Source organism: Pseudomonas sp. JDS28PS106, from assembly GCF_036706555.1.
Taxonomy (GTDB): domain Bacteria; phylum Pseudomonadota; class Gammaproteobacteria; order Pseudomonadales; family Pseudomonadaceae; genus Aquipseudomonas.
Map to the genome: position 1 here is coordinate 58848 of NZ_JBAJGT010000018.1, position 26953 is coordinate 85800.

At 57.1% G+C, this 26953-nt stretch carries 27 protein-coding genes and 3 pseudogenes; 14 read left to right on the forward strand and 16 right to left on the reverse strand.

The features are described from left to right. Positions 1-94 precede the first annotated feature (94 nt). Both TRP66_RS23735 and TRP66_RS23740 read left to right on the forward strand, forming a co-directional pair. Positions 95-1069: pseudogene (locus TRP66_RS23735) on the forward strand (cache domain-containing protein); the annotation flags it as partial. 180 nt (positions 1070-1249) lie between these two features. Further along, positions 1250-1975 carry a methyl-accepting chemotaxis protein gene (locus TRP66_RS23740; protein WP_442965244.1) on the forward strand — a complete coding sequence of 242 codons (726 nt, stop codon included), beginning with the start codon at positions 1250-1252 and terminating at the stop codon, positions 1973-1975. A gap of 36 nt (positions 1976-2011) precedes the next feature. Here the strand turns inward: TRP66_RS23740 and TRP66_RS21605 are convergent, their stop codons facing one another. Beyond that, positions 2012-2281 carry a hypothetical protein gene (locus TRP66_RS21605; RefSeq protein WP_333406952.1) on the reverse strand — a complete coding sequence of 90 codons (270 nt, stop codon included), beginning with the start codon at positions 2279-2281 and terminating at the stop codon, positions 2012-2014. Between the two features lie 206 nt (positions 2282-2487). Between TRP66_RS21605 and TRP66_RS21610 the strand changes: the two genes are divergently transcribed. From TRP66_RS21610 to TRP66_RS21620, 3 genes are all read left to right on the forward strand, one after another. Next, positions 2488-3549 (forward strand): SDR family oxidoreductase, encoded by a 1062-nt coding sequence (locus TRP66_RS21610; RefSeq protein ID WP_333406954.1) that lies wholly within the window; start codon positions 2488-2490, stop codon positions 3547-3549. Positions 3550-3827: 278 nt separating this feature from the next. After that, the gene (locus TRP66_RS21615; RefSeq protein WP_333406956.1) at positions 3828-4250 is read left to right on the forward strand and encodes a hypothetical protein; all 423 of its coding nucleotides are present in this window, start codon (positions 3828-3830) and stop codon (positions 4248-4250) included. 10 nt (positions 4251-4260) lie between these two features. Continuing rightward, the gene (locus tag TRP66_RS21620; RefSeq protein ID WP_333406958.1) at positions 4261-4719 is read left to right on the forward strand and encodes a metallophosphoesterase family protein; all 459 of its coding nucleotides are present in this window, start codon (positions 4261-4263) and stop codon (positions 4717-4719) included. A gap of 13 nt (positions 4720-4732) precedes the next feature. On the opposite strand, the gene TRP66_RS21625 is transcribed toward TRP66_RS21620, so the two are convergent. The 6 genes from TRP66_RS21625 to ycaC (TRP66_RS21650) all read right to left on the reverse strand — a co-directional run bounded on the left by TRP66_RS21625 (position 4733) and on the right by ycaC (TRP66_RS21650) (position 9172). Continuing rightward, a complete protein-coding gene (locus tag TRP66_RS21625) occupies positions 4733-5491 on the reverse strand; it encodes a GGDEF domain-containing protein (protein WP_333406960.1) in 759 nt (252 codons plus the stop codon). Positions 5492-5505: 14 nt separating this feature from the next. Further along, positions 5506-5892 carry a DUF1987 domain-containing protein gene (locus TRP66_RS21630; protein ID WP_333406962.1) on the reverse strand — a complete coding sequence of 129 codons (387 nt, stop codon included), beginning with the start codon at positions 5890-5892 and terminating at the stop codon, positions 5506-5508. A gap of 17 nt (positions 5893-5909) precedes the next feature. Continuing rightward, on the reverse strand, positions 5910-6479 hold the full coding sequence (locus TRP66_RS21635) for a SiaB family protein kinase (RefSeq protein ID WP_333406964.1): 570 nt from the start codon (positions 6477-6479) through the stop codon (positions 5910-5912). Then, on the reverse strand, positions 6472-7695 hold the full coding sequence (locus TRP66_RS21640) for a SpoIIE family protein phosphatase (protein ID WP_333406966.1): 1224 nt from the start codon (positions 7693-7695) through the stop codon (positions 6472-6474). The genes TRP66_RS21635 and TRP66_RS21640 overlap by 8 nt, the downstream gene beginning before the upstream one ends. Positions 7696-7888: 193 nt before the next feature. After that, complete coding sequence (locus TRP66_RS21645) at positions 7889-8353, reverse strand: hypothetical protein (protein ID WP_333407068.1); 465 nt, start codon at positions 8351-8353, stop codon at positions 7889-7891. Positions 8354-8545: 192 nt separating this feature from the next. Beyond that, complete coding sequence (gene ycaC, locus TRP66_RS21650; RefSeq protein ID WP_333406968.1) at positions 8546-9172, reverse strand: isochorismate family cysteine hydrolase YcaC; 627 nt, start codon at positions 9170-9172, stop codon at positions 8546-8548. 212 nt (positions 9173-9384) lie between these two features. On the opposite strand from ycaC (TRP66_RS21650), the gene uvsE reads away from it, so the two are divergent. After that, complete coding sequence (gene uvsE, locus TRP66_RS21655) at positions 9385-10425, forward strand: UV DNA damage repair endonuclease UvsE (protein WP_333406970.1); 1041 nt, start codon at positions 9385-9387, stop codon at positions 10423-10425. 211 nt (positions 10426-10636) lie between these two features. After that, positions 10637-11836 carry a tyrosine-type recombinase/integrase gene (locus TRP66_RS21660; protein ID WP_333406972.1) on the forward strand — a complete coding sequence of 400 codons (1200 nt, stop codon included), beginning with the start codon at positions 10637-10639 and terminating at the stop codon, positions 11834-11836. On the opposite strand, the gene TRP66_RS21665 is transcribed toward TRP66_RS21660, so the two are convergent. From TRP66_RS21665 to TRP66_RS21675, 3 genes are all read right to left on the reverse strand, one after another. Beyond that, the gene (locus TRP66_RS21665) at positions 11806-12819 is read right to left on the reverse strand and encodes a DNA replication terminus site-binding protein (protein WP_333406974.1); all 1014 of its coding nucleotides are present in this window, start codon (positions 12817-12819) and stop codon (positions 11806-11808) included. The genes TRP66_RS21660 and TRP66_RS21665 overlap by 31 nt on opposite strands. Before the next feature lie 223 nt (positions 12820-13042). Continuing rightward, positions 13043-13357, reverse strand: a complete 315-nt coding sequence (locus TRP66_RS21670; protein WP_333406976.1) for a hypothetical protein — start codon at positions 13355-13357, stop codon at positions 13043-13045. Continuing rightward, a complete protein-coding gene (locus TRP66_RS21675; RefSeq protein ID WP_333406978.1) occupies positions 13354-13986 on the reverse strand; it encodes a ParA family protein in 633 nt (210 codons plus the stop codon). Before TRP66_RS21675 ends, TRP66_RS21670 begins: the two co-directional genes overlap by 4 nt. 1159 nt (positions 13987-15145) lie before the next feature. Here TRP66_RS21675 and TRP66_RS21680 point away from each other — a divergent pair. Beyond that, positions 15146-15892, forward strand: a complete 747-nt coding sequence (locus TRP66_RS21680; protein WP_333406980.1) for a replication initiation protein — start codon at positions 15146-15148, stop codon at positions 15890-15892. Positions 15893-16237: 345 nt separating this feature from the next. Here the strand turns inward: TRP66_RS21680 and TRP66_RS21685 are convergent, their stop codons facing one another. Together TRP66_RS21685 and gmd are read right to left on the reverse strand one after the other, a co-directional pair. After that, positions 16238-17134: a GDP-mannose 4,6-dehydratase gene (locus TRP66_RS21685; protein WP_333406982.1), complete on the reverse strand. Its 897-nt coding sequence runs from the start codon at positions 17132-17134 to the stop codon at positions 16238-16240. Continuing rightward, positions 17134-18165: a GDP-mannose 4,6-dehydratase gene (gmd, locus tag TRP66_RS21690; RefSeq protein WP_333406984.1), complete on the reverse strand. Its 1032-nt coding sequence runs from the start codon at positions 18163-18165 to the stop codon at positions 17134-17136. The genes TRP66_RS21685 and gmd overlap by 1 nt, the downstream gene beginning before the upstream one ends. Before the next feature lie 622 nt (positions 18166-18787). Here gmd and TRP66_RS23745 point away from each other — a divergent pair. Next, positions 18788-19474 (forward strand): annotated as a pseudogene (locus TRP66_RS23745) (PAS domain-containing protein); the annotation flags it as partial. A 102-nt stretch (positions 19475-19576) separates the two neighbouring features. After that, a pseudogene (locus TRP66_RS23750) lies at positions 19577-20011 on the forward strand (methyl-accepting chemotaxis protein); the annotation flags it as partial. Between the two features lie 43 nt (positions 20012-20054). On the opposite strand, the gene TRP66_RS21700 reads toward TRP66_RS23750, so the two are convergent. Together TRP66_RS21700 and TRP66_RS21705 are read right to left on the reverse strand one after the other, a co-directional pair. Then, the gene (locus TRP66_RS21700; RefSeq protein ID WP_333407051.1) at positions 20055-20423 is read right to left on the reverse strand and encodes a response regulator; all 369 of its coding nucleotides are present in this window, start codon (positions 20421-20423) and stop codon (positions 20055-20057) included. Between the two features lie 18 nt (positions 20424-20441). Further along, positions 20442-21884, reverse strand: a complete 1443-nt coding sequence (locus TRP66_RS21705; protein WP_333407052.1) for an ATPase domain-containing protein — start codon at positions 21882-21884, stop codon at positions 20442-20444. A gap of 237 nt (positions 21885-22121) precedes the next feature. Between TRP66_RS21705 and TRP66_RS21710 the strand changes: the two genes are divergently transcribed. Genes TRP66_RS21710 through TRP66_RS21720 form a run of 3 tightly spaced genes read left to right on the forward strand, consistent with a single transcriptional unit; the run spans position 22122 to position 24982 of the window. After that, on the forward strand, positions 22122-22892 hold the full coding sequence (locus TRP66_RS21710; RefSeq protein WP_333407054.1) for a substrate-binding periplasmic protein: 771 nt from the start codon (positions 22122-22124) through the stop codon (positions 22890-22892). A 1-nt stretch (position 22893) separates the two neighbouring features. Next, on the forward strand, positions 22894-24231 hold the full coding sequence (locus tag TRP66_RS21715; RefSeq protein ID WP_333407057.1) for a GGDEF domain-containing protein: 1338 nt from the start codon (positions 22894-22896) through the stop codon (positions 24229-24231). A gap of 16 nt (positions 24232-24247) precedes the next feature. After that, positions 24248-24982, forward strand: a complete 735-nt coding sequence (locus TRP66_RS21720; protein WP_333407059.1) for a substrate-binding periplasmic protein — start codon at positions 24248-24250, stop codon at positions 24980-24982. A gap of 12 nt (positions 24983-24994) precedes the next feature. Here the strand turns inward: TRP66_RS21720 and TRP66_RS21725 are convergent, their stop codons facing one another. After that, positions 24995-25366 carry a low affinity iron permease family protein gene (locus TRP66_RS21725; RefSeq protein ID WP_333407061.1) on the reverse strand — a complete coding sequence of 124 codons (372 nt, stop codon included), beginning with the start codon at positions 25364-25366 and terminating at the stop codon, positions 24995-24997. A 225-nt stretch (positions 25367-25591) separates the two neighbouring features. On the opposite strand from TRP66_RS21725, the gene TRP66_RS21730 reads away from it, so the two are divergent. Next, entirely contained in the window at positions 25592-25867 is a 276-nt protein-coding gene (locus TRP66_RS21730; protein WP_333407063.1) for a DUF1652 domain-containing protein, read from the forward strand. A 367-nt stretch (positions 25868-26234) separates the two neighbouring features. Here the strand turns inward: TRP66_RS21730 and ycaC (TRP66_RS21735) are convergent, their stop codons facing one another. Continuing rightward, entirely contained in the window at positions 26235-26861 is a 627-nt protein-coding gene (gene ycaC, locus TRP66_RS21735) for an isochorismate family cysteine hydrolase YcaC (protein ID WP_333406968.1), read from the reverse strand. Between the last annotated feature and the right edge of the window lie 92 nt (positions 26862-26953).

Sequence of the window (26953 nt, forward strand, 5' to 3'; positions counted from 1 at the left end):
TTTGAAACACATTCCTGGAGCAAGTTAAGTTTTCTGGTTAATCAACTTGGATCGAGGTTGATCCATCGCTGATCCATTTTAGAGATAAGTTGTAATGTCATTGAAGTTTCGTCACAAAATCCTCTTGGCCGCCTCGACTGTCGTTGTCGTGGCGTTCGCGTTATTCACGTTTTATAACGATTACCTGCAACGCACGACCATTCGCCAGAACCTGGAATCGTCCGTTGCCCAGGCGGGCGAGCTGACAGCCAGCAGCATCCAGAACTGGCTGGACGGGCGCATTCTGGTGCTGGAAAACCTGGCCCAGGATGTGGCTTTCCAGGGGGTGAGCAGCGATCTTGGCGGTCTGGTTTCGCAGCCTTCGCTGACGTCCACCTTCCAGTTCACCTACGTGGGCGACAGCAACGGTACCTTCACCCAGCGCCCCAACGCCGAGATGCCGGCCGGCTACGACCCGCGTCAGCGGCCCTGGTACAAATCCACCGTGGAAGCCGGCAAGACCATCCTGAGCGCGCCTTATCAGGCCTCGGTAGGCGGCCTGGTGGTGACCGTCGCCAGCCCGATCAAGACCGCCGGCAAGGTGTCCGGTGTGGCTGGCGGTGATCTGAGCCTCGATACCCTGGTCAAGATCGTCAATTCGGTAGATTTCGGCGGTATCGGCTATGCGTTCCTGGTCAGCGGCGACGGACAGATCATCGTCAGCCCGAACAAGGAACGGGTCATGAAAAACCTCAAGGAGGTCTATCCGGGCCAGACGCTGACGCTGGACAAGAAGCTTCGCGAAGTCACCCTGGATGGCGAAGAGCGGTTCCTGTCTTTCACACCGATCATCGGCCTGCCGTCGGCCGACTGGTACATCGGTCTGTCGATCGACAAGAACAAGGCGTATGCGCCTTTGAGCCAGTTCCGCAGCTCGGCGATGGTGGCGGTGCTGATTGCCGTAGGCTTGATTGCCTTGCTGCTCAGCCTGCTCATTCGTGCGCTGATGCAACCGCTGACCGCCATGGGTCGTGCCATGCAGGACATCGCTCAGGGTGAAGGCGATCTGACCCGTCGCCTGAGCATTCAGGGCAATGACGAATTCGCCCAGCTGGGCGGCTCGTTCAACCAGTTCGTGGAGCGCGTGCACGCCTCGATTGTGGAAGTTTCTTCGGCCACTTTGCAGGTTCATGACCTGTCGCAGCGTGTCGTCGAGTCGTCCAATTCGTCGATCATCGGTTTCGATGAGCAGAGTGCCCGCACCAACAGCGTGGCGGCGGCGATCAATCAACTGGGCGCCGCGACTCAAGAAATTGCCCGCAATGCGTCGGATGCTTCCATCCAGGCCAGCGAAGCCCGGGCGCAAGCCCAGGACGGTCAGGTCGTGGTCGAGAAAACGATCCAGTCCATGAGCGAACTGTCGACCAAAATCAGCGCTTCCTGCACCCAGATCGAGCAGCTCAACGCCAGTACTGACAACATCGGGCACATCCTGGACGTGATCAAAGGCATTTCGCAGCAGACCAACCTGTTGGCGCTCAACGCCGCCATCGAAGCGGCCCGGGCTGGTGAAGCCGGTCGCGGCTTTGCCGTGGTCGCCGATGAGGTGCGCAACCTGGCACACCGCACCCAGGTGTCGGCCGACGAGATCCATAAAATGATCGGCGAGTTGCAGACCGGCTCCCAGGACGCCGTACAGAACATGAACCAGAGCCAGGCCTCCAGCCAGGACAGCGTGGAGGTCGCCAATCAGGCGGGCGGGCGTCTGCGCGACGTGACTCGCCGCATCAGCGACATCGATGGCATGAACCAGTCGGTTGCCGCGGCCACCGAAGAGCAGACTGCCGTGGTCGAAACCCTGAACGTGGATATCAGCCAGATCAACACGCTCAATCAGCAGGGCGTCGCCAACCTGAACGAAACCCTCAAGGATTGCGCCGCGCTTTCCCAGCAGGCCGGACGCCTCAAGCAACTGGTCGCCAGCTTCAAGATCTGACGAACAGACCGCCGAGCCTGCAATGGGCCCGGCGGCTTATCTGTTGTGCTGCAGCTCGATCAGCATTCTGTTCACGCAGTCGCGTTGATCCTGCGCCAGGCTTTCGGTGGTCTGGGTGTGCACCGAGTCCGCCGTGTCCTTGAGTTTCTGCCATTCGGGCAGGTCGATGACGCCGCGCAGGACCAGCTCGTCGGCGCGCTTGATCAGCGTGCGGTGGTAATCGTCTGGCTTGTCCAGACGATAGGCATCGTCCTCGAGCAACAGTTGCCAGGCCATCAGTTCCCTTTCTTTATCGGTTTCGGTCATGGTGATTCCCGTGTCAGGTTAGGCTCTGGGCAGGAGCGGATTTTGTCTTCCCCGGTCGACTGCGCCTCGCGAGCCGGGTTCCGGCGATTGCTCCCAATGGACAGGTGCGGTGCCTGGACTCTTGCAGGCAATCGGGTTGAACGGTGCGCGGTCACGCGGTTCAGAAACAGCATGACCGCCTGTTCAACCTTTCTCAGGAGACTCTCATGACTCAGACTGCTCTGGTCGTCGGCGCCAGCGGTATCGTCGGCAGCGCAACCACCCAGCTGCTGCTGGAAAACAACTGGCAGGTCGCTGCCCTTTCCCGCAAGCCTTCGACGCTGCCCGGCGTCATTGCGGTCGCCGCGGATCTGCAGGACCCCGCTTCGCTCGATGCGGCTCTGGCCGACCTCAAGCCGACTCATGTGTTCATTACGACCTGGTCGCGTCAGGCCACCGAAGCCGAGAACATCCGCGTCAATGCCGCCATGGTGCGCAACGTGCTCGATGCCGTGCGCCCTGCCGCAAGCGTACAGCATGTCGCGCTGGTCACCGGCCTCAAGCACTATCTTGGCCCGTTCGAGGCATATGGCAAGGGAACCCTGCCGAAAACGCCCTTCCGGGAAGATCAGGGGCGCCTGGACGTCGAGAACTTCTATTACGCTCAGGAAGACGAAGTGTTCGCTGCCGCGCAGAAGGACGGTTTCTCCTGGAGCGTTCATCGTCCGCACACCGTCACCGGCGTAGCCGTTGGCAACGCCATGAACATGGCGACCACGCTGGCCGTCTACGCCACGATATGCAAGGCCACCGGCCGGCCTTTCGTGTTCCCCGGCTCGCGCGTGCAATGGGACAGCCTCACGGACATGACCGACGCGCGCCAGCTGGCCAAGCAGCAACTCTGGGCCGCGACCACGCCAGCGGCGGCCAATCAGGCCTTCAACATCACCAACGGCGATGTGTTTCGCTGGAGCTGGATGTGGGGCCGGATTGCCGAATACTTCGACCTGGAACCCGCTGCCTTCCCCGAAACGCCCGCGCCGCTGGAAACCCAGATGGCCAACGATCAGCAGGCCTGGTCGAAGATCGCCAGCGAGCATCAACTCAAGGAAAGCGATATTTCCCGGCTTGTTTCCCCTTGGCACACCGACGCCGACCTGGGGCGCCCGATCGAGGTGGTCACCGACATGTCCAAGAGCCGCAAGCTGGGCTTTACGGTGTTCGAGGCCAGTGATGATGCGTTTTTCAAGGTGTTCGAACAGCTGCGCAAGGAGCGGTTGATTCCTTGATCCAGCGCGAGGATTAACAGCTCAGGGATGAGCCTCGTTGATCCACCATCCGCCGAAGGCGTACTATTCAGGCTGAAACCCACCAAGGAGGGATTTCAATGCCTACTGTATCCCGCTGTAATGCCTCGTCAGCCAATCAGGTCAAACCCAAGCCTCGCGTCAAGAAAACTCCGCGTGACGCTATCGTTGTGGTCCAGGAAGCTGCTCGGGTCGGAAATGCTCGATTTCAGCACTATGTCGAGACCGGGAAACTTCTACGTTCCGAGTGAGAAAGCCTGTTGTCAGCTCGCGTTTTTGTCACCCCTGAGTTTATGGAATTACCTGACTGGCATGACCTCTACGTTGATTTTTATAACCTGAAGGTTTGCTGCATTCATCCTCCTGAATGGGGCCGGGACGCTGATCTGTGGCAAAGGCCGTTTGGTCATATCCAGTTGACCAATAGCCCTCTCATTCTTGCTCGATGGAGCACGATCAGCGATCCCTTCTATCGAAAGGTCAAGCAGACTGAAGCTGACTTTGATTTTTGGCTCCTGTATGCGGCCGATGATCTCAACAATCATTATTTGATGCTTGATGTGTTCGGACCCAACGCCCACAGGGCACCTGAGTTCCAGAGCTATTTGCGCACGCTTGACCATGAAATAGTCACTCCATGGCTGGCAGGCCGGTCCTACTTCGAACCGCCTGAAGACTATTGAAGAGGCTCACATGAAAATCGGCATCATCTCCGATACCCACGGTCTGCTCCGGCCGCAGGCCGTAGAAGCGCTGCAAGGCTGCGAGCTGATCATCCACGCGGGTGATATCGGCACGGCCGACATTCTTGAGCAGTTGTCAGAGATTGCACCGTTGCGCGTGGTACGCGGTAACAACGACCTGAACCTGGCCTGGTCCGGCCACCTGGCCGATCATTTGCGCTTCGATCTTGAAGGCTGGTCGACGCTGCTGGTCCATGACATCGCCGATGTTCCGGCCTTGCTCGATGAGCAGGTGCGACTGGTTATCACCGGGCATTCCCACAAGCCGCTCATCGAATGGCGCGGCGAGCGGCTTTACCTGAACCCCGGCAGCGCCGGGCGCCGGCGTTTCAAGTTGCCGGTGACGCTGGTGGTGCTGGAGGCAAGCGAAAGCGCGCTCAAGCCGAGTTTGATACAGCTGCTCGAGTGACCGCCCTCGCCGCTCAGCCGGCCGAGTCTTCAGCCACTTCAACCCGGTTGCGCCCCGCGCGCTTGGCCAAGTAGAGCGCCGCGTCGGCCAGCCCGTAGACGACATCGAAACTGGTTCCCTGCGGGCTGGCGCTGACGCCGAAGCTTGCGGTGATGCACCGGTTGATCGGGTGCTCGAAGACATGCGCGGCAATGGCTTCACGCATGGTGTGGGCCAGTTTCAGGCCTTCTTCCAGTTGTCCGCCCGCCAGCAACACCGTGAACTCTTCACCGCCGACACGGCCTACCGCGCCGGCGTCACCGACGATTCGGCGCAGGCAGCCGACGATGCCCTGGATGACCGCATCCCCCGCGGGATGACCGAACTCATCGTTGACGAGCTTGAAGTGGTCGATGTCGAGCACGATCATCACCACGCCTGTACTGCGCAGCGCCTGGACAGTGCGCTCTATGACAGCTCCGCGATTCAATATCCCGGTCAGGGCGTCGTGGGTCGCGCGGTATTCGAGCTGGCGCGCCAGGCTCTGAAGCTGGGTGTTGAGGCTGTTCATATCGCGCTCGGCCCGATCGCTTCGACCGATCAGTCTGCGGGTCTCACGCATCAGCCGTTCATAATGAGTCGCGAGGTCTGCCAGCGATTGCCGATACTTCTGGGCGTCCGCCTCAGGTAGCTCCAGAACCGATCGAGCCCGTTCCAGCGCATCCGTTTCGCTCTGGAACAGGTCTGGAGCCGCGCCGCTGGCCGTGCACCCGGATGTCGCTGAAGCCTGCATGGCCGAAGTCCTTTTCAGGTGGTGACCGGATGGTCGTTGAAGGTGATCGAGGTGAAATCGGCTTTCAGCTCTTCGCCGAACTCGAAAATGGTTTCGTCTTCTTCGTCGTGATACCAGTTCACCTCGATCCTGTTGCCGGCCTGCGCCGCCTGATCCAGTGCGTCGAAGATGCTGAACAGCATCTTGGTGCTGGAGCTGTTGAAGTAGGCCAGGGCGATGTGCGTGGTGATGGTGGCGTCGTTTTGGGAAGCAAGGAACTGGCGCAATTGCTCGACGATGGGCGTGTAAAAGGCCGCGGCGTTCTCGGGATAGGATTCGCCTTTCATCGACAGCAGGCGCTGGTCGAAGCGGAAGTCGATTTCCGGTGAAGTGGCGGTGGCTTCGATGTAGAGATTGTCCATAAGTGGCGGCGCTCGATTCAAATGATGGCTTTGATGCAGAACAGCGTCGTGTCCGGATCATCGGCCCGTGGGTAAAAGCCGAACTCCAGGGGTGCGCTGGCGTCCCGGGCCATGGTCAGAAAGCCCAGGCCGGCGCCTTTGCTGTCAGGCGGCGTCTCGGCGCGCAGCGTGACTTTATAGGCCTGCTTGATCTCTTCCAGCGACATGCTGCGCAAAGGCTCCAGCTTTTCACGCAAACGCTCGACCGCCGTGGTGGCAATGGGATTGGCGCACAACATCAGATGGCGTTCGCCCTCGGCGCTGATGCATACCGCGCCTTGCCCCAGCACGGCTTTCTCGGCCTGGGCAGCGCTGAGCGAGTCGGACGAGTAGTGAATGATGTTCTGCGCCAATTCGACGAAGGACGAAAACAGCTTGCGCCGGGTCGGCCCGCTGACGCCGGAGATTTCCAGCTGCAGTTTCACCACTTCCGCCATCGTCGAGATGATGGTGTGGGAGAAATAACCCATGTGATAGAAGATGACGTTTCGTTGCTGGGCCAGATCGAAAAACGTCGCATCCGGGTGCTGGGTCGAGGTGTCAGGCATGTTCATTCCTAAGGCGGGCGCAGAATAGGGTCATGTCATCGCGTCGGGGCTGGTCTCCCTGCCATTGGGCAAGCGCGTTTCTGATCGCCTCGCAAATGTCTTTCGAAGTCCCGGCGCGATGTTCCAGGAGCGTGGCGAATGCCTTGCGCTTGCCGAAGGCGATGTTCTTCGGCCCGCCGATCTGGTCGATCAGCCCGTCAGTGGCGATGAACAGGATGCTGTCAGGAGCCAGCTGGACGCGTGCCACGCCCCATTCATGGTCGAAGTCGCTGTCGAGGTAGCCGACGCCTGTGCGTTGTCCGGCGAAGGTATCGAGCTGCTCGGCCTCCGGTTGCAGAACGTGAAGCGACAAGTGCGCGCCGGCGAAGCTCAGAACCTGAGTTGCGTTGTCAAACCAGAAAAATGCCGCGTCGAGACCGTCGTTGGATTCGGAGGCGCCTTGCGAGCCTTCGAGCTGTCCCAGCAGACGTTTGACGCCCCGGTTGACTTCCGAAAGCAGCCGCCCTGGATCCCGGGGCCCGAACTGGCCCAGGGCCTGGGTCAGCGACGAGGACGCGATCAGCGTCATGAAGGCCCCCGGCACGCCATGTCCAGTGCAATCGGCGATGGCGCCGAACCAGCCGTCCGGCCGGGCACAGAAATGATAGAAGTCGCCGCCGACCACGTCCCGCGGTTCCCACAACAACGCGGCGTCCTGCAGGGTCGAGGCCAGAGCTTCGCGCGAAGCGCGTAGCATGGCGCGCTGGATAACGCTGGCGTATTCGATGCTCTGCATCATCTGGCGGTTCTTTTCGGCCTGCAAGGCGGCCACTACCGCCATCAGCTGCAAGCCATTGCCAAGCCCGACGAAACGCCCGTTGCGGGTCACGATGAAACCGTCCGCCAGGGCCTTTTCGCCAAACTCGACGGTCTTGAACGTCAGCTCTTCTATGCTCATGGCGGCATCGACCATAAGTGGCTCTTTGTCCATGAAAGCGATGCAGCTTTTTCTGTCGTAGAGCTCGCGATGAAAGGGCTTGCTCATCTGGGACATGAAAATGTTGCGGTTGATGAGCCCTATCGGCCGCTCGCCTTCGACCACGGCCAGACTCACCAGGTCTTTCTGAGCAGTGAAGATCTCCATGACCCGTATGTTGCTGCTGTTCGAGTCGATGCCGGGCACTTCATTGCACAGATCGCCGGCGCAGCGATGGTCCCTGGGCAGTGTCGGGCGCATGAATGTGAAATGTTCTGCCTGCATGTTCGGGTCTGATACGTGATCGAAACCTGCACGTTAGCAGTGTGATATTAATGTGATATTACAATGAGAGATGCTGGGCCGTTGCGCGTAGCGACCGACTGGTCGAAAGCGCCGAGTTCATAGGCTGCCCGGCAAGCGAGCACTGATTTCGCCAGCCGGACATAGGCCGTCAGTTGCTTGGACGCTGCTTGGTGGAGTCCAGCTCAGCCTTCTTGCCGGTACTGATTTCGGTGATCTTCGCCGACTTTTCGATGGCCATGTCGAAGGTGTCCTGCATCCGTGCGATCGCGCCAGTCGGTGTGCCATCAAGCCCACCGCTGGCTGCCCAGTCGAAATTCCAGACGCCGGACAGATTGTCGGCACCGGCCACGTCATGGGTTTCGATAGCGGTGAACACATCCGGGTGACGCTGGATGTAGCCCGCAGCGGCGGAAACGTCCGGCGGCACATTGCCCGACTTGTTGTTGGCCAGGTCGCTGAGCCCCTGTCCGGTGATGGAAGACTTGCCGTTCTGCTTCAGGTAGTCGGCAATGGTCTTGCTGGATTTGGCGATGTTCAGCTTGTCATCGAACACGGAAGTAGAGGAATTCTGGGGCGTGATGTTGCCGCTGGTAGGTGTCACGGTGCTAGACATGGCTCTCTTCCCTGGGTCGGTTTGAGGGCACTTCACAGTGAAGCAGCCCAATTGCGCGACGGTAGCATGAGCAAATGGCCACTGTTCGTTGGCTTCACAACCCAAGGCGAAATTTCACGAGATTTCACAAGGCCAGCGTTTGGCGAGTACGTAGAAGCCCGCTCAAGGCGGGCTTCTCGGTCAGCTTCAGACTCAGCGCGACGTCAGCGCCGCGTAGCTGTTCATCAGGTTGCGGTAGTTGGGGATGCGCTCGGAGAGCAGGTTGCCCAGGCCTTCGATGTCGTTGCGCCAGTCGCGGTGCAGCTCACAGGCGACGGAGAACCAGTTCATCATCTGTGCGCCGGCCTGGGTCATGCGGTTCCAGGCGGCCTGCTGCACGGTGGTGTTGAAGGTGCCGGAGGCGTCGGTGACCACGAACACTTCGAAGCCTTCGGCCAGTGCCGAGAGGGTCGGGAAGGCGACGCAGACGTCGGTGACCACGCCGGCGATGATCAGCTGCTTGCGGCCGGTGGCCTTGATGGCCTTGACGAAGTCTTCGTTGTCCCAGGCGTTGATTTGTCCGGGACGGGCGATGTAGGGCGCGTCGGGGAACATGGACTTGAGCTCCGGGACCAGCGGGCCGTTGGGGCCTTGTTCGAAGCTGGTGGTGAGGATGGTCGGCAGCTCGAAGAATCTGGCGAGGTCGGCCAGAGCCAGGACGTTGTTCTTGAATTCGTTGGGCGAGAAATCCTGGACCAGGGAGATCAGGCCGGTCTGGTGGTCGACCAGCAGGACCAGGGCGTCGTCTTTGTTGAGGCGGTTGTAGGTTGCTGTGCTCATGTTCAAATCCTTTTCGTTGGTAGGAGAGATAAGGGCTGTTCGTTCAACATGGGCACAGATTACTGATCGCTCTGGAAGCGAAAAAGCGGCTGGAAAGGGTTTGACTGTCCCTTCTCAGTGGACAATCTAAGATAGGCAGGAATTGAAGAGACATTGATTTGCGGGTTGTCATAGCTTCATGAGAAGTCGTTTGAAGCCTCGAAGGATGTGTTATGACCCACCGCCGTATCGGTTTTGCCTGCCAGTATCGACACCCTGAACGCAGCTTGTCCGCCGCTGAACTCAAGGTGATGGAGTCGGCCCTGAATCCCAAGACCACGACACTGCGCTGGATGGACAGCGTTACGCCGCAGGTGGCGCGAGACAAGCTGGTTCAGGTCATCGAGCACAACCTGCAGGCGCAACAGCGTTTGCTTGAGTACGTCACCGGTTTGCCGCCTGGTTTACGCATGCTGCGCTTGAGCAGCGATCTGTTGCCGTTCTACAGCCACCCCAAGGTGAGCGCTTTCTATCAGGACCCTGCCATCCAGCAGCGACTTGCCGAGTGTTTTCAAACGATTGGCGATCTGGCGCGCCAGAACGATATACGTCTTTCATTGCATCCAGGGCAGTACTGTGTTCTGGGTTCCGATAAACCCGTTGTGGTCGAAAACAGTATTGCCGAATTCGAATACCACGCCGACATGATTCGCATGATGGGTTACGGTCGCCAGTTTCAGGACTTCAAGTGCAATGTTCATATTGCCGGACGCTTGGGCGGTGACGGTATTCGGGCTATATGGCCACGCTTGTCCGAAGTTGCCAGAAACTGCATTACGTTTGAAAATGAAGAGAAGGTTTATGGTGTGGATGACTGTCTGAAACTGGCGGATCTCGCACCCGTAGTGCTGGACATACATCACTGCTGGATCAATGAAAATGACTACATATCGCCTGAGGATGAGCGCATAGACCGTATTCTGGAAAGCTGGCGCGGAGTTCGCCCGGCGATGCATTATTCGCAGCCGCCCGAGCGTCTTCAGGAACTTGGCTTTACTGCGGACCGCAAACTGAAAATGGATGAACTTCTGCAGGTTATTTCCAAACGTGATCTTTATGGACACAGTGCCCGAATGTGGAATCACTGGACTAACGAATACGCACTATTGTTTCTCGATCGGTTCGACATGATGTTCGAAGCCAAAGACAAGAACCTGGCAGCACTGGATTTTTATCAGCACTATATTTCGCCTGCCGTTCAATCTGGCTCATGAGTACCCAAGGCCAGCTCAGGCCATCCTGATCGAGGATCTCGGTATGGCACATGGCATCGAAGTGTGGGCCATGATGTGGGATCACAATCCGGTAGCCTCTTTTATCCCCTGTAAATGCTGATCCAAGTCCAAACTGTACGCGGAGGGACCCTCCGCGTACATTTCGTTGTAGAATTTCAGGCTCCCTGCCACCTGAAGGCTTGAACTGAAAATGGGCAAATTGACCCAAGCGTTTGTTCGAACTGTCGTAAAGCCCGGTCGTTATCATGATGAGCGTGGTCTGCATCTGCGTGTCACGGCCAGTGGCGGTAAAAGCTGGGTGCTGCGTTATCAGTTCAACCATCGCCGGCGCGACATGGGTCTTGGCCCTTATCCTGCCTTATCGCTCAAGGCTGCCCGTCTGGCGGCCGACACCCATCGTCTTCAGCTCTCCCAAGGGCATGACCCGCTGGAGCAACGCGATGCCGTGCACGAAGTTGAGGCCACCATCACGTTCCGGCTGGAAGCCGAGCGGTACATCCAGACACATCGACAGAGCTGGAAAAATGCACGCCATGCGCAGCAGTGGTCACATTCCTTGCGCGATCATGTCTACCCTGTGATCGGTGATCTTCCGGTGGCTACGATCCACACCGAGGACGTACTGAACGTGCTGATGCCTGTCTGGAACAACATCCCGGAAACCGCGTTCCGCTTGCGCAATCGGATCGAACTGGTGCTGGATGCGGCCAAGGCCAGACAACTGCGTGAGGGCGAAAACCCGGCTCGATGGCGTGGCCACCTGGACAAGTTGCTGCCTCGCCAGATACGGCGTCGCGCCCCTTTCTCTGCCATGCCGGCTGATCAGGTCGGACGATTTCTGTACCAGCTGGACAGTCTCGACAGCACTGCTGCCCGGGCTTGCGAACTGATCGTCCACAGTGCCTGCCGCAGCGGCGAAGTCTGTGACGCGCGTTGGGAGGAGTTCGACCTCGATGCGCGATTATGGACAATTGACGCGACCCGTATGAAGGCCGGCAAGGCGCACCGTGTCCCCCTGACCCCCGGTGCTTTGCAGGTCCTTGAGCAGCAGCAAGGCCAACATCCTGTTTTTGTGTTCCCTAACGCCCGGCGAACCGGCAGCCTGCCGGGTAACGCCATTCGCCGGGTCATGGAAGAACTGCAGGCAGACGACTATGTCCCTCATGGCTTTCGCTCGACCTTCCGCACCTGGGCCGCAGAGCGCACCCATTTCGCCCGGGACGTGTGCGAAATGGCGTTGGCCCACACCCTGGATGACAAAGTCGAAGCGGCGTACAACCGCGGCGACCTGCTGGAGAAGCGGCGGCACCTGATGGACGCCTGGTACGGCTTTCTACAGAGCGAAAGTCCTGCCTCCAATCAGTCCTCGGGAAATTCGAGTCCGAGCTGATCAGTCGTTTTGGTTGCCGACGGTCTGGCCGACCGGACTGAATACGTGGATGCCACTGACTGAGGTTTGCTGGCGGGCTGAGCGCTTTTCTTGCGGCCAACCAGGTCATCCGGATTCAAATACAGATTCATCCGTGGAATGACCTCGATACGGGATTTCTTGTCTGGCCGTTCCGCCTGGCGAGCATGACGGTCGAAATTGCGCAGCTCATGGATGTCGATCGGCTCTGAACCTGCCAGCACGAACATTGGCAGGTTGCTGTGAATCATGGCGTCATAACGGGTGCTAGCCGAAAAGTAAGTCATGGCGCGAGGATGGGGAGCTACTTTCTTGTATTTGATCAACGTCGCCTGATCCGAAAGATTGACGATGCGGCGCAGCTCGGCGCCCGCAAGGGTCTCTCCCTCGCTCACCTCATCTTTCTGAGCCTGCTGTTCGGCGGCTTTAATCAACTGCTCTCGAACCTTGCCAACTTCGACGCGCTCGCCCCCGGTCGTATGCCCGGCCCAAGTGAACACGATCAGACGAGGACAGGCATCGAATGCCTGGGTGTGGCGTCCCAGCTGTTTCATGCTGAACTGATGTCCCAGCGCCTGACGCAGAATCTTGGAGCGCGCCGTCGGCGCCAGATTCAGTTCCAGGCGAGTCTGCTCGATCATCGCCATCAGGTCGTCCTTGAGCTGATTGATGTCCCTGATCCAGGGCAAGACACTTTCACGCATGGCGAAATAGCCGGGCAAACGCATCACTGTCCCCGGTGCCTGACCTGGCGCCCGTTCGAAAGCGCTCATGGCTTGAAGCGTGGCATTGATTGCCTCGACGCCCTCCAGAGGTTCTACCTCGATGTAGTCGAGACTTTTCTGCTCGGTCAGCAACGGCAGTCGCCAGACTTTGCCTGTGACCACCAGATCCGGCCAAACCTTGGCGAAAGCCTGGATTTTGCTGCACAAGAGCTTGTGAGTGGTGACGATATCGCTATACATTTAATTACCTCTGTTAATACCACCCTTCATATAATTTCTATATGAGCCGCCGCTTTGCTTCTCCCCCGGCAGGCTGTACAGGGAAAAGGCCAGGAAGCCTTAACTCATGGGTGGGGTGGTATTGATTCGGCTTCAAACTTACCGTAGCAGACTTATCGCGCTGCCGGGGATTTTCCTGCAGCAGCGCTTTAAGTGATAGATATATAGCTAGATATCTAGCTAACTATTTCAAGCTATAGTGTTGTTTCAGTAATTGTTGGACGATGTCTGTCTCGGTCACACGCTTGCCAGTCCTGGCCGATTCCTGAGCAGCGCCCAATTTCAACGCGTTGGCAATGTCCCAGCGAAGCCTGAACAGCTTTTGCACAGTCGGCTCCGGTTTCAAGGCTTCGATCTGCGCCTGCGCTTGTATGGAGTCGGCATTGTTCTGTGCGTCCACGGAGCTCGCTTTCAACATTGCTTTATCAGCTTCGCCGCCCTCCAGGAACTCATTAGGGTCTTTCTTGAAGCTTTTGATATCCGGCTTTGCCTTGATCATCCCAATACCTCGGCGATAAACGCGTTCATTTCCTGGATGGCAGCGTGATCACGCTTGAGTTCATGAACGATCGCTCCTTCGCTGATGCAACGTCGAAATGCCACACGCTCGCAGATCTTTGTCTTGAACACAGAGAAGGACTGTTCTTCAAGGAAACTCAACATCTCGCCCGTGTCTTTGGTGCGTGCATCGACTCTGGACAGCAGCATTTTCACTTCCAGCGCCGGGTTATAGTCGCGGGCCAGGTCAACCACCGTCAGCAGATCGGTCATTGCGGCCGCGTCAAATGAACTCGCACCGACGGGCACGATAACGACCTCTGCCAACAGCAAAGCGGAACGCAGACCTACAGAATCGCGTCCGCCGGCGTCCACGACGACATGCGCGTATGACCCCGCCAATTGCCGCCCCTCTGAATTGATGGCTTTTCCCTGAAGGCAAACAGTCGTAGGGCTTGGGCTGTATTCAGGGTTATCACGACGCCATGCGGCCCAGCTGGCTGCGCTGGCCTGCGGATCGCCGTCGATAAGCAAGGTGTTACCGCGAGTTGCCAACATCGTTGCCAGATGTACCGCGGTAGTCGTCTTTCCTACGCCACCCTTGGTGTTAACACATGCAAATATGGTCACTTTGACCCCTCTTGTCCGTTTTCCAGCAATTCGGTAGGACCCCTTCAAACGGCATTATAGCTATCTATCTAGATAGCTATCTATTATTTTTCAGGTATTTTTACTCTTCGCTGAGCTACTCTGTCAGTAGTTTCTGTCTGACCCCGAAGTAAGATGGAAGAACGCTCCTAGAGCGCTTGTGGTCCATCTCATGTAGGGTTTCCCTGAGACAGGTGTCAGAATCGATAACTGGGTCAAAAAGCCGCTTGAAGTATCAAGGTGACCTTCAGCGCCTGCCAGGCGCAAATGTAAAGCGCTTTATGAACAGGAATGTACAGATATCCGTTGTAAATACCACTTAAAGGCTCTCAGAGTCTCTTGTGGAGCTTTTAGGGGATTTGTAGTGATACCCCAAGGGGTAGATTCAGATGGCTTTCCTGAGCGGCTCAGAAGGCCGGATTGAGAATCAGACTGTCGCTTTGGTGCTTTTTCGCTTTTGATTTTTTCGAAAAAGAAAATTTGCTTTTCGCTCGCGTTTTTAAAATCTTTTTTTCTTGTTTTTAAAGCTTGTTTTTAAAGCTTGTTTTTAGCACCTCTGCAGCCCTTGATTTACGTGGCCTCCAGCGGTGCATCGACTACAGATTCCGGCTATACGACTACAAATTCCAGCTATGACGACTACAAATTTCAGCTGTATCGACTACAAATTTCAGCTATGACGACTACAGATTCCGGCTGTTATCCACAGGCCTGGTGGAGAAGATCTGTGGTCCTGGAACCGTTTTTTTCGACATAGGCTCGATCCAGGCGCATTGCCTGGATCGCCAGCCAATCATCTGCCTGATTTCTGGCTCTTTTCAACTCAAGTGCAGGGCTCGAGGCCTTGCCAGACAAGGCATTCAGCCACTACCGCTTTCTGACATACCTTTCCTACAAGCATTCAAACGGCTATTGCATCGACTACAAATTCCGGCTACCCATCTCGCCGAGGCTTGCACGCTTCTTCACTGGCAACGAAAAAGCAACGACTACAAATTCCGGCTATGGCATTCGGCTATCGACTACAAATTCTGGCTAGCCTTTGCCCCCTCAGCAGCAATACATTTCAGGGTGTTCAAACAGGCAGAACTTGGAGAGCAACGTTGTTACTATCGACTCCTTGCCGCACTAGGAATAGTCGATGACCGCCAAAGAACCCTCATCGTTGCTCGTGACCAAAGCCAACGATCTCATCAGTGCTTCATACCGCTTGACCCTTCAGGAGCAGCGATTGCTGCTGGCGGCAATCGCCCAGGTCGACCCGCGCAAGCCCATGCCTTCGAAGATCACAGTGACGGCCGCCAGTTTTGCGGATATCTACGGCGTGCCCATCCGCTTTGCCTACACCAACCTCAAGGAAGCGGCAGACTCGCTTTACGAGCGGGATATCCAGACATTCGATGGCAAGAACCGCACACGCATCCGGTGGGTCTACAAGGCGGCCTACGCCGAGGGCGAAGGCCGGGTGACCCTGAACTTCACTGTGGATGTGATCCCCTACCTCTCCATGCTCAACAGCAAGTTGACGTCTTACGATCTGCGCCGCGTGGCCAATCTGAATTCGATGCACAGTTTCAGGTTGTTCGAACTCATGATGCAGTTCAAAAGCACCGGGGTACTGGTGATCGAGGTCGAGAGACTGCGTACGCTTCTCGACCTGGGCGAAAGCTACAAACGTTTCAACAACTTGCGGCAAAGAGTGATTGCCCCCTCCATCAACGAGATCATGGCCAAATCGGGCATCTGCATCACTTACGAAACCATCACCGAAGGCAAGACGGTGAAAAGTCTGATCTTCCGCTTCCATGAAGCCGCGCAAATGCGGCTTTCGCTCGGAGATGGTCTGGTCGAGCCCGTCGAAAATCCACTAGAAATCCTGAAAGACTAGTAAAATCAATGGCTTGGCTAATAGATATCTAGCTATATAGATAGCTAGATATCTACTTGATTCATTTCTGGATAGCCGGAATTTGTAGTCGATAGACTTTGGAAGCGTAGGAAAAGGATGCTGAAGGGGCGGGATTCTGATGCGGCAACCAGGCTCCAGCTGCAGGCATGCTGCTGTGCAGTCGCTTATTTGTCCCGATATCCGGCTTTGAAACGTCCAGATAGCTATATAGCTAGCTATACGACCGGCCCTGATCTTGGCGGCGTCTCATTTTTGATGCATAGCCGGAATTTGTAGTCGATAGAAACAATTGAGGCTCCAGGCATTTGGAAACAGAGTGATCCTTCAAGCGTTCGACAGCATCCATTCCAGCGTTTCCCGAAGCGGGGGAGTGCTCCAGTCCTGTATCCAGGAACGAAGACGTGCGTTGTTGCCACACAGCGTCTTGACCTCGTTGGTCCGAACGAAGGCAGGGTTCACCTGAACCTCGATATTCTGACCGGTAATCTGCCGACATATATCGATCACTTCGCGAAGCGAATGCGTGATGCCGGAACACACATTGATAGTGTGTCCCGAAGGCTGTCTTTCCAGCAGGCCTCTATAGGCGCTGACGATGGAGCGTACATCGCTGAAGTCTCGCCAGACATCCAGATTGCCCAGTTCGATCGTTTCAGCCTTGTTAAGAAAATGCGAAACGATCTTGGGCAACAGGAAATTATCGGCCTGACCCACTCCGGTGTAATTGAACGGACGCGTAATGACGATGGGCAGCCGCTCGTGCCACAGCCTGGCCATGTGTTCCATGGCCAGTTTGCTGACGGCGTAATCGTTGGCCGGGGCAGGCATGGTGGTTTCATCCAGCATGCCCGTCGCAGCGTTGCCGTATACATTGGCGCTGCTGGCCAGCAATACGCAATCGGGCACTTTGCTGCATGATCCGATCGCTTCGAGCAGATTGCGTGTCCCGATCAGGTTGACCTGGTAAAAAGCCTGCGCTGCTCCGTGCCCAACGAAAGCTACGGCGGCCAGGTGCACAATCAGATCTGGTTGAATCTCCTTGAGCAAGCGTTGCAGACCCGCCACGTCTGCCAGATCCACCTGATGATAGTTCGAGTCTTGCGAAGGCTGGCTGCCCAGACCGTGGACTTCGCAGCCCTGGGCGGCAAGTTCCGACGCCATGTAGCGGCCCGTGAAACCATGGATACCTGTGATCAGCGCGCGCTTGCCGGCAATAGTCATCAGAAGGAAAAGCCCTTTTCATTACGACGCAAATCGGCCTGGACCATAATGCGGCACAGTTCTTCGAGTTCGGTTTTGGCTTCCCAGCCCAGAACTTCCCGGGCTTTGGCAGGGTTGCCGATAAGGAGTTCAACTTCGGTAGGGCGATAGAACTTTGGATTGACGCTCACCAGCACTTTTCCGGTAGCGGCATCGATGCCGCGCTCGGCCTCGGCTTCGCCATCCCACTCGATAACGGTACCCACTGCCTTGAACGCCATGCTGACAAAACTGCGCACGGTTTCGGTACGGTTCGTGGCCAAAAGAAAGGTATCGGCTTGCTCGGTCTGCAGCATGCGCCACATGCCTTCGACATATTCCTTGGCAAATCCCCAGTCTCGTTTGGCATCCATGTTGCCCAGTTCGAATGAGTCCAGAAGCCCCAGTTTGATCTTGGCTACCGAGTCAGTGATCTTGCGAGTCACGAATTCCCGTCCGCGAAGGGGTGATTCATGATTGAACAAAATCCCGCTGGCCGCGAATATCCCGTAGGACTCCCGGTAATTGATGGTCATCCAGTGGGCGTAAAGCTTGGCGACGCCATAAGGGCTACGCGGATAGAAGGGCGTAGTTTCGACCTGAGGAATAGCCTGCACCTTGCCAAACATTTCCGACGTGGAGGCTTGATAAAAACGGATGTGCGGATTGACGATGCGGATCGCTTCCAGAAGATTGACCGCGCCCAAGCCTGTGATCTCTGCAGTCGTCACGGGCTGGTCGAACGACACACCCACAAAACTCTGGGCGGCGAGGTTGTACACCTCGGTGGCTTCGGTCTTTTGCAGAAGGCGAATACTGGCGGACAGATCGGTCAGATCATATTCAACCAGGTGCAGATCGGGATGATTGTGGATCCCGAGCTCTTCGATGCGCCAGAAATTGACAGAGCTGGTCCGGCGAAAGGTGCCGTAGACGGTATAGCCTTTTTCAAGCAGAAGTTCGGCCAGATAAGCGCCGTCTTGACCCGTGATACCGGTGATGATTGCTTTCATACGCTCCGTTGATCTCCGTTGGGTAGACCGGATTGAACAGATGATAACGGTCTGGTACAGGAAAGGGGTTGTCAGTGCACGGGTTCGTCATCATAACGAATGGCTACAGCATAGACAGCGGACAGCGAGAAGGCGAGACAAGTCCGGTGGGCAGCTATTGTTCAAGTACTGCAAGAACGGACAAAAAAGTACGCAAGATCGGTGAATTTGTAACTTCAGTGATAACGGACAGGTTTTATCTATCCGCAAGAATATAACTTCATTCGGCGAAGATCATGGAGGTGTTCAAATGAATTGTTCATCGATACCGTTTCCAGCCGACGTACTCTAAAACGTCAGCCTTGCACGGCCTGCAAGTCCAGGATCGATCAGTCGAATCAGGGGCGCTTTGACGATCCGGGGATTGCCGGGCAACCGAGTCAACGGTTGAAGCCTGGACTGTGCACGGCGGCCGCCGGATTTTCGACGAATGAACTTCATGTCAGGGTGGGACGTGCCGATAACCCGGTATCTCTAAAGGTTCGGTGCCATCATGTTCAACACCCGCTTGAAAAAGGAATTACTGGCGCAAGAGGCGGAACTGTCCGTTTTCCGTCAGATGCAGAAGGGCATGGACGCGCAGATGGTGTCGCTGGTGCTCGATCCTAATTACTGCATTGTGCACGCCAATGACAATTTCCTCCGGATGCTGGGCTATACCGCGCAGCAGCTGGAAGGCCGCAATATGGACCAGATGGTCCCGGCCTACGTCAAACAACTCGATTGTTATCGCAACCTTCGAATAGCCGTCCAGAAAGGCGAATCGGTGATCGACAAGTACCGGTTCCTGCGCGCCGATGGCAGTCTGGCCTGGATCTATGCGATGTGGCAGCCGATTCTGGACGAGCACGGAAAACTGCAGAACCTCAAGTGCTACGGCACCGACATTACCGAATCCGTTGAAGTGGCGGCTGAGAACAGCGCCTTCATCCAGGCGCTGTTGCGCTCGACCGCTGTCATCGAGTTCGACCTCGGCGGGCATGTGCTCAAGGCCAACGATCAGTTCCTGCGAGGCATGGGTTACAGCCTGGCGCAGATCAAGGGCAAGCATCACAGTCTGTTCTGCGATCCGCAGGAAGTGTCATCCAGTCAGTACAAGGATTTCTGGGCCACCCTCAACCGCGGCGAATTCGTGGCCAACCGCTTCAAGCGTATCGACGCACACGGCCGGGTGGTGTGGCTGGAAGCGACCTATAACCCGGTCCACGATGCCCAGGGCAGGCTGTATAAAGTGGTCAAGTTCGCGACCGTGATCACCGATCAGGTCGCGCGGGAAGAAGAGGTCAGCGAGGCGGCCGGCGTGGCCTTCGAGATTTCCCAGCAAACCGATGTGACCGCGCAACGGGGCGCCGATGTGGTGCAGAACACGGTGCAGACCATGCGCAGGATCTCGGATGAAATGCAGTCGGCGTCCTCGGGCATCGAAGCGCTGGGCAAGCAGTCATTGCTGATCAGTTCGATCGTGCAGACCATCGGCGGAATCGCCCAACAGACCAACCTGCTGGCCCTCAATGCTGCCATCGAGGCGGCGCGTGCCGGCGAACAGGGCCGCGGCTTCGCGGTAGTGGCCGACGAGGTGCGACAGCTGGCCGGTCGAACCAGCGCCGCGACCGAAGAGATCGTCAATGTCGTGCAGCAGAACCAGGCGTTGGCCGATGAAGCCGTGCGTGGCATGGCCAACAGTCGTGTCCAGGCCGAACAAGGACTGGCGCTGGCCAACGAAGCGGGCGCGGTGATCGTGGAAATCCAGGAAGGCGCCAAGCAGGTGGTCGGCGCGGTCGGCCGATTCGCCAATCAGTTGAAGTGATCCGACCGCGGCGAGCCTTCGGGCTCGCCCTGTAGCGCTGTGTCTATTCGTATGCCTCGGCCAGCACGGCATTGATGACATCGAGCATCGAGAGGATTTCAAAAGGCTTGTCGACCACTCTTTTGAAGAGCTCGGGAGCGGAACGACCTTCAGGCCCTTGCGCTCCCGTCATCAGAATGATCGGCGTGTCCTGGAATGCCGGGCGTGAAAGGATTTCACGAGCGAATTCCGCGCCGTTCATGCCGGGCATCATGTAGTCGGTAATCACCAGAGACGGGCGATCCCTTTCCAGAATGTCCAGTCCCTTGCGCGCACTGTTCGCCGTCACGACATTGAAACCTTCGTCCTCGAGCGCCATGCCAAGGATATCCGCAATCAGGTACTCATCGTCGACGATCAGGATGGTGTGCATTTCAATCCCCATCGCTGATCACGGCTTCATAGTCGTGGACGCGTTTCCAGACGATGCTGATCGGGCATTTTTTGGAGTTTTCTTGAGGCCCACGCCATTATCCTTGAGGATGAGTTCCATGACGGACGCGTCATAAACGCTGTCCCTGACTTTCAGAATGGACAGCTGGCGTTTAAGTTCAGCCTCATGTTCCACGAATCGCATCAACAGAATGTTGTCCGCAATACTCGACAGATCCGAGCTGGGCGCATTGACCTCCGAACCGAACAGACTGCGCACTTCCCAGGTCGCCAGAACCAGCACATCCCGGGCACGCATTTCGCCCATCAACGCGGTGAAGAAGGCGCTTAACCGGTCAGGATTGTTGCAGGGCTTGGCCATGCCCCCCAGACTGTCGAGCAGGACACGCTTGATCTTGTGCTTGTCCACCAGTGCGATCAGTTGCGCGCCAAGACTGTCAAGCAGACCGGATGTCGTGGGTTGCCAGGCAATGTGCAGCGCGCCGCTTTCTTCCAGCTTCTGGAAGTCATAACCCAAAACCCCAGCCTTGATTTTCAAACGGTTCGGCGGCTCGTAGAAGCCGAAATGCAGACCGGGCTCCTCTGGGGTCGAAGCAGCAAGAAAACTGATGCCAAGGGTCGTTTTTCCGACGCCTGATGGCCCGATGGCCAACGTGACACTGGATTGAATCAGACCGCCGCCCAAGGCTTTGTCCAGATCCGGGGATCCGCTGCTGAAAACGGAGATGTCGGAACTTTGCGTATCACTCGGGCAACTGTAAAGGGCTTCTAGCCGGGGATGGATAACAAACCCGTTGTCGCCAATCAGGCATTCATGCAGGCCCGACAGAGCTGCGCTGCCCCGGGTCTTGCGTAGCTGGATCTGGCGAACCGAACGCGTACCGACCAGTTCTTCGCCGATTTCGATGACACCGTCGACCATGGTGTGCTCAGGGCTGCCGTCATCCAGCTTCGAGCTGGTGAGGAACAGCACGGTGCAGCCGGCAAAGGCAGCGTGACCTTGCAATTCGGCAATGAATTTCTTGGTGTCGATGGTCGAGCCCGCCTGGGACCTGGCATTGAGCAGCCCGTCCACGACCAGCACCGAAGCCTTCTGGCGCATGATTTCCCTGCGCAGCAGCTTCACGACTTCATCCAGACCTTCGTTCTCGAGCGTATCGAAAGCGCTGACGAATTGTATTTCAGCCCCGATCTTCTGCGGGTCGTAAAAACTGAAAGTCGACAGATACTTGAACAGTCGCTCGTGAGATTCGGCAAGCAATGTGGCGACCAGAGCACGGCCGCCCCGGTGAACGTGATTGAATGCCAGTTGGTTGGCAAATATCGTCTTGCCCGACCCCGGGCGACCTTGAACGATATAGGCAGCGCCTGCGATCAGACCTCCTCTCAAAAGATCGTCCAATCCGGGGATACCGGTTACAAGTCGATTAAGCTCTTCCAAAGGGTCTGCCTTGATAACAATGAAAAATGAAATTCTGCGACTTCGATTATTGAGCCCGCATCATGATTCGGCATTCTAGCCCTATCTGTTTGCTTAATCGCCATATGAATGAACAATTAGGGGCAGGACCGTCGCAAAAAACTGTACGGTGCTCCGACGTGCAGCACTCATGGGAACATCGAATGAGCCGATAGCCAGTCAGTTCGCTCATTTATTGTCGCCTCAAGGTGCCCATCGATGGTTCTGCCGCTTCGTCGTGTTCTGATGCTGGGCTTTATGCTGGCCATGGCCGCTCTCTGGGCATTGCCGGGCCGCGCGGAAAACGCGCCGCTGCGTATCGTCACCGAAGAGTTGCCGCCTTACAACATGACCCGTCACGGTAAAGTGACCGGCATGAGTACCGAAGTGGTCGAAGCGGTGCTCAAGGAAGTCGGCCTGCAGGCATCCATCCAGGTCATGCCTTGGGCGCGCGCCTATGAACTGGCGCTCAATGACAGCAACGTACTGATTTACTCGATCGTGCGCACGCCGGCGCGCGAACCGTTGTTCCAGTGGGTGGGCGCCATAGCGCCGACCAAATGGTTTCTATACTCCCTGGCGGAGCGTCCGGTACGCCTCGACTCTCTGGCCGATGCCCGCAACCATCAGATCGCGACCGTCAATCAGGACGTCGGCGAACAGTATCTGTTGTCCCAGGGCTTTCGCATTGGCGCGCAACTTCAATCGAGCAACAAGTACGAGCATAACTATCGCAAACTCAAGGTCGATCACGTCGAGCTCTGGATATCCAACGAACTCAACGCGCTGTACTTGACCCGGCAAAATGGTGAAGACCCCAACAAAGTCCTGATCCGCTCGCTGCCGTTGCCCGAACTGAGCAGCGAAGAAGGACTGAGCATGGCGTTCAGCCGCAAGACGCCGATCGAAACGGTCGAGAAATTTCGCGAAGGCTTGCAGACGATTCGTCGCAATGGCGTGTACGACGCCATCGCGCGCAAATGGTTGTGACATGAACGACCGTTTCCGGACCTCGGACGCTGTCGTGCCCAAACCCTCCGGATCGCTGGGGCGTCGTCTGGTATTGGTCACGCTGCTGTTCTGCCTGGTCTTCACCCTGGCGATGGTCACCGTGCGCACCTGGTTCGCCTGGGAAGGCAACCTCAGATCGATGAATTCTGAGTTGGCGCTGATCGATCAGGTCTTTCAGAACACGCTGTCCGAGGCGATCTGGGAGATGGATCGCGAGTCGCTGGGCAAGCAGCTTGCCAGTGTCGCCCAGGCCGCGCCGGTGGGGCGAGTGAAGTTGAGCATCGTGCGTCCGGGGCAGTCTTCCGAAGTGATCGAGATCAAGCGGCCGGGGCTGGAACCCTCGAGCGTCGCGCCATTGCTGCATCGTGAACTGATCAATGAGCCTTATGCCGGGGCGCGCGAGACCGTGGGTCAACTGACCATCGAAGGCGATGCCGGCCTGCTCTGGGAGCGTCTCTGGGGCGAGGCGCGCAGCATTTTCATCACGCAGGTCATCCAGTCATTGTTGCTGGCCGGACTGATCATGACGATGTTCAACCGGCTGGTCACCGTGCATGTAAAACACATTGCCAGGCACCTGGGCAAACTGGCTCCCCAGACGCTCAAGCAGCCTTTGAAACTGCAACGCTCAGCCTCGCGCCAGGACGAATTGAGCCTGCTCGAAACCCAGGTCAATGCGTTGCAGGACAATCTCTACGCGCATCTGGAGCGCCAGCGCTGCGATGAACTGGCGCTGGCCGCCAGTCGCGACCAGCTTGCCGAACAGGTCCAGGCCCGGACTGCGGAATTGCAGGCGGCCAACCAGTCGCTCGAAGCCCTGTCGCGTCACGACCCCCTGACGGGACTTGCCAACCGGCGACATTTCGACGAACTCAAGGAAATCGAATTCCGCCGTGCGGTTCGCCACAAGACACCGCTTGCGGTGCTGATGTGCGATGTCGATTTCTTCAAGCTCTACAACGACACCCACGGCCACATGCTGGGCGATGAATGCCTCAAGCAGGTGGCCGAAGCCTTGCGTGGTGTGTTCGGCCGCTCGGGAGAGGTTACGGCTCGTCTGGGTGGCGAGGAATTCGTCGTGATGCTGCCCAACGTCGATCTGCTCCAGGCCAACGCGGCCGCCGAGCGGTTGCGTACTTTTCTGGCGGAGCGCGAATTGCCTCATGGCAGCTCTTCGGTGTCGCCGTATGTGACCTTGAGCATCGGTGTGGCCGAGCTGGACCCCGACACCATGGACCATTTCGACCTGTTGCTGCAGCGCGCGGACCAGGCGCTGTATCGCGCCAAGCGTCAGGGGCGCGATCGGGTGGCCAATTGAACGAGCGAGCACGCCCATGAACCTTCGCCTGAAACTCAGCCTATGCCTGGTGTTGGCTCTGTTGGCTTTGCACAGCCGCGCCGACAGCATCATCGTGGTGACCGAAGACTCATCCTATGCGTATCTGCGCGGAGGCCGGGTCGCGGGGCCTGGTACGCAAGTGGTCGAGCGCGTGTTGAAAAAGGCCGTATTCGACGACTATCGCATTCAGCTTTATCCGTGGGCGCGTGCTTATGAGAAAGCCCTGCGCGAACCCAACGTACTGATCTACCCAATGATCCGCACCTCGGCGCGTGAATCCCTGTTCAAATGGGTCGGTGAGATCGGGCAGGCGCAAACCCGCCTTTATCGGCTTCGTGAGGAGCGCGACATAACGCCTTCCAGCCTGATCGATGCACGGCGTTTCAGCGTCGGCGTGGTACGCGACGATTCAAGGCAGTTGTACCTTCAGGCCCAGGGTTTTGCGCGGCTGGTGGTCTCGACCACCAATCGTGACAGCTTTCAGAAGTTGCTCAACCATCAGGTCCAGCTATTGCCGATGTCCGAACGCGAGGCTCGTCTGCTGAGTGATGAAGCCCGAGTGGATTTCACCCGGCTCGAGGCGGTCGGAACCCTGGATCAGCTGCCAGCCAGTATCTATATGGCATTCAGCCTGGATACGCCGGATGACGTCGTGACCCGGGCTCGCGCCGCGTTCGAACAACTCAAGGTATCGGGAGAAATCGATCGGCTGTTGACGGACAGCCCCTGATATCCGCAGGCCTTAACGCTCTTCAGGCAGTTCTATTTCGCTCTGGCCCAAAGCCTTGTACTTCTTGCGCAGCTCGCGAAGTTCGTTCTGATCCAGATTGTCCAGGCTCAGCAAAGCGTTTTGGGCGTCCTTGGTGACACGCAGCAATTCATCGATCTTGATATGCAGAACATCATTGTCGCGGTTCTGGGTGTTCTGGATCAGAAACACCATCAGGAAAGTGATGATGGTGGTTGACGTATTGATGATCAGTTGCCACGTATCGTTGTAATGAAACCAGGGACCACTCGATGCCCACAGACAGATGAGCACAATGGCTGCCATGAATGTTTTCGGGCTTCCTGCCCATCGGGACAGACCTTGGGCAAATTTCGCAAACTTCATTGATGTTCAACCTTGGCAAGTTCCTGATCATTCAGACCTCAAGCGGCAGCTGAAATTTCTCGTCACATCCTGAAATACTCTTCCTGACAGCAAATCGGGGACGTTTGCGCAGCCTGGGGAAATTTTCCGACCGCCTGGTCATTCTCAGGGAACGACTGCGTGCAGAGGGCATCCACCGATAAGTTGTCCCGAGCAATAGGCGCCCAAGCGTCAGGAGAGTGCTCCATGCTGTCGCAATTAGAATTACGCCAGATTATTGAATCCGGTTTTCTGCCCATGAAAAGTGTCTGTTCGATCAATCCGGACGGCCTGATGACCGTCGAGCTGTTTCACCCAATGAAAGGTCACGCCGCGGTGATTGCCGAAGGCATTCCTGTCGAGGGTCTGGAAACCAGCCGGGCCATTGCTTCACTTGTCGCACAGCTCAAGAGTGAGCTGGCAGCGGTTGAACAGGGCAGTGCAGGTTTTGCGCGCAAGACCGAAATGAAGTTCGGTCATTGATCGGCTCATGACGCTCGCTTCAAGCGAGCGTCAATACAACACAGGCCGGTAGCAGACGCTTACCGGATAGAAGAGTTTGTGTCCGGTTCAGGCAAGGCTGACAAGGTTGTTGAAAATCATCACCCAGCCCAATACGAAGATCGCAGCGCCTGGCACAAACAAGGGTGTTCTGGTCAACTTTCTCATGATCAACTCTTCCCGATCTGAAGCTGTCGAAAACAGCCTTACATTTTGTGTGTACAAGATATGAACCAGTGCCTTGCTGAAAATTTCCCGCGTGAAGCGGTGATGGCGACGAGCGGTTAAATACAGTCTCCATGATCAAAAAAGCCCGCTTCGAAGCGGGCTTTTTGCTTTCCGGCCGGACTCAGCGCGACGTCAGCGCCGCGTAGCTGTTCATCAGGTTGCGGTAGTTGGGGATGCGCTCGGAGAGCAGGTTGCCCAGGCCTTCGATGTCGTTGCGCCAGTCGCGGTGCAGCTCACAGGCGACCGAGAACCAGTTCATCATCTGGGCGCCGGCCTGGGTCATGCGGTTCCAGGCGGCCTGCTGCACGGTGGTGTTGAAGGTACCGGAGGCGTCGGTGACCACGAACACTTCAAAGCCTTCGGCCAGGGCCGAGAGGGTCGGGAAGGCGACGCAGACGTCGGTGACCACGCCGGCGATGATCAGCTGCTTGCGGCCGGTGGCCTTGATGGCCTTGACGAAGTCTTCGTTGTCCCAGGCGTTGATCTGTCCGGGACGGGCGATGTAGGGCGCGTCGGGGAACATGGACTTGAGCTCCGGGACCAGCGGGCCGTTGGGGCCTTGTTCGAAGCTGGTGGTGAGGATGGTCGGCAGCTCGAAGAATCTGGCGAGGTCGGCCAGAGCCAGGACGTTGTTCTTGAATTCGTTGGGCGAGAAATCCTGGACCAGAGAGATCAGGCCGGTCTGGTGGTCGACCAGCAGGACCAGGGCGTCGTCTTTGTTGAGGCGGTTGTAGGTTGCTGTGCTCATGTTCAAATCCTTTTCGTTGGTAGGAGAGATAAGGGCTGTTCGTTCAACATGGGCACAGATTACTGATCGCTCTGGAAGCGAAAAAGCGGCTG

What these genes read in the sequence shown, in the direction of transcription:
- gmd (WP_333406984.1), bottom strand. Translation starts at nt 18,165, where the DNA reads ATGAAAGCAATCATCACCGGTATCACGGGTCAAGACGGCGCTTATCTG.
- TRP66_RS21610 (WP_333406954.1), top strand. Translation starts at nt 2,488, where the DNA reads ATGACTCAGACTGCTCTGGTCGTCGGCGCCAGCGGTATCGTCGGCAGC.
- TRP66_RS21725 (WP_333407061.1), bottom strand. Translation starts at nt 25,366, where the DNA reads ATGAAGTTTGCGAAATTTGCCCAAGGTCTGTCCCGATGGGCAGGAAGC.
- TRP66_RS21715 (WP_333407057.1), top strand. Translation starts at nt 22,894, where the DNA reads ATGAACGACCGTTTCCGGACCTCGGACGCTGTCGTGCCCAAACCCTCC.
- TRP66_RS21630 (WP_333406962.1), bottom strand. Translation starts at nt 5,892, where the DNA reads ATGGACAATCTCTACATCGAAGCCACCGCCACTTCACCGGAAATCGAC.
- TRP66_RS21665 (WP_333406974.1), bottom strand. Translation starts at nt 12,819, where the DNA reads ATGTATAGCGATATCGTCACCACTCACAAGCTCTTGTGCAGCAAAATC.
- TRP66_RS21730 (WP_333407063.1), top strand. Translation starts at nt 25,592, where the DNA reads ATGCTGTCGCAATTAGAATTACGCCAGATTATTGAATCCGGTTTTCTG.
- TRP66_RS21710 (WP_333407054.1), top strand. Translation starts at nt 22,122, where the DNA reads ATGGTTCTGCCGCTTCGTCGTGTTCTGATGCTGGGCTTTATGCTGGCC.
- TRP66_RS21700 (WP_333407051.1), bottom strand. Translation starts at nt 20,423, where the DNA reads ATGCACACCATCCTGATCGTCGACGATGAGTACCTGATTGCGGATATC.
- TRP66_RS21635 (WP_333406964.1), bottom strand. Translation starts at nt 6,479, where the DNA reads ATGCCTGACACCTCGACCCAGCACCCGGATGCGACGTTTTTCGATCTG.
- TRP66_RS21620 (WP_333406958.1), top strand. Translation starts at nt 4,261, where the DNA reads ATGAAAATCGGCATCATCTCCGATACCCACGGTCTGCTCCGGCCGCAG.
- TRP66_RS21660 (WP_333406972.1), top strand. Translation starts at nt 10,637, where the DNA reads ATGGGCAAATTGACCCAAGCGTTTGTTCGAACTGTCGTAAAGCCCGGT.
- TRP66_RS21720 (WP_333407059.1), top strand. Translation starts at nt 24,248, where the DNA reads ATGAACCTTCGCCTGAAACTCAGCCTATGCCTGGTGTTGGCTCTGTTG.
- TRP66_RS21680 (WP_333406980.1), top strand. Translation starts at nt 15,146, where the DNA reads ATGACCGCCAAAGAACCCTCATCGTTGCTCGTGACCAAAGCCAACGAT.
- ycaC (WP_333406968.1), bottom strand. Translation starts at nt 9,172, where the DNA reads ATGAGCACAGCAACCTACAACCGCCTCAACAAAGACGACGCCCTGGTC.
- TRP66_RS21605 (WP_333406952.1), bottom strand. Translation starts at nt 2,281, where the DNA reads ATGACCGAAACCGATAAAGAAAGGGAACTGATGGCCTGGCAACTGTTG.
- TRP66_RS21640 (WP_333406966.1), bottom strand. Translation starts at nt 7,695, where the DNA reads ATGCGCCCGACACTGCCCAGGGACCATCGCTGCGCCGGCGATCTGTGC.
- ycaC (WP_333406968.1), bottom strand. Translation starts at nt 26,861, where the DNA reads ATGAGCACAGCAACCTACAACCGCCTCAACAAAGACGACGCCCTGGTC.
- uvsE (WP_333406970.1), top strand. Translation starts at nt 9,385, where the DNA reads ATGACCCACCGCCGTATCGGTTTTGCCTGCCAGTATCGACACCCTGAA.
- TRP66_RS21685 (WP_333406982.1), bottom strand. Translation starts at nt 17,134, where the DNA reads ATGACTATTGCCGGCAAGCGCGCGCTGATCACAGGTATCCATGGTTTC.
- TRP66_RS21625 (WP_333406960.1), bottom strand. Translation starts at nt 5,491, where the DNA reads ATGCAGGCTTCAGCGACATCCGGGTGCACGGCCAGCGGCGCGGCTCCA.
- TRP66_RS21670 (WP_333406976.1), bottom strand. Translation starts at nt 13,357, where the DNA reads ATGATCAAGGCAAAGCCGGATATCAAAAGCTTCAAGAAAGACCCTAAT.
- TRP66_RS21645 (WP_333407068.1), bottom strand. Translation starts at nt 8,353, where the DNA reads ATGTCTAGCACCGTGACACCTACCAGCGGCAACATCACGCCCCAGAAT.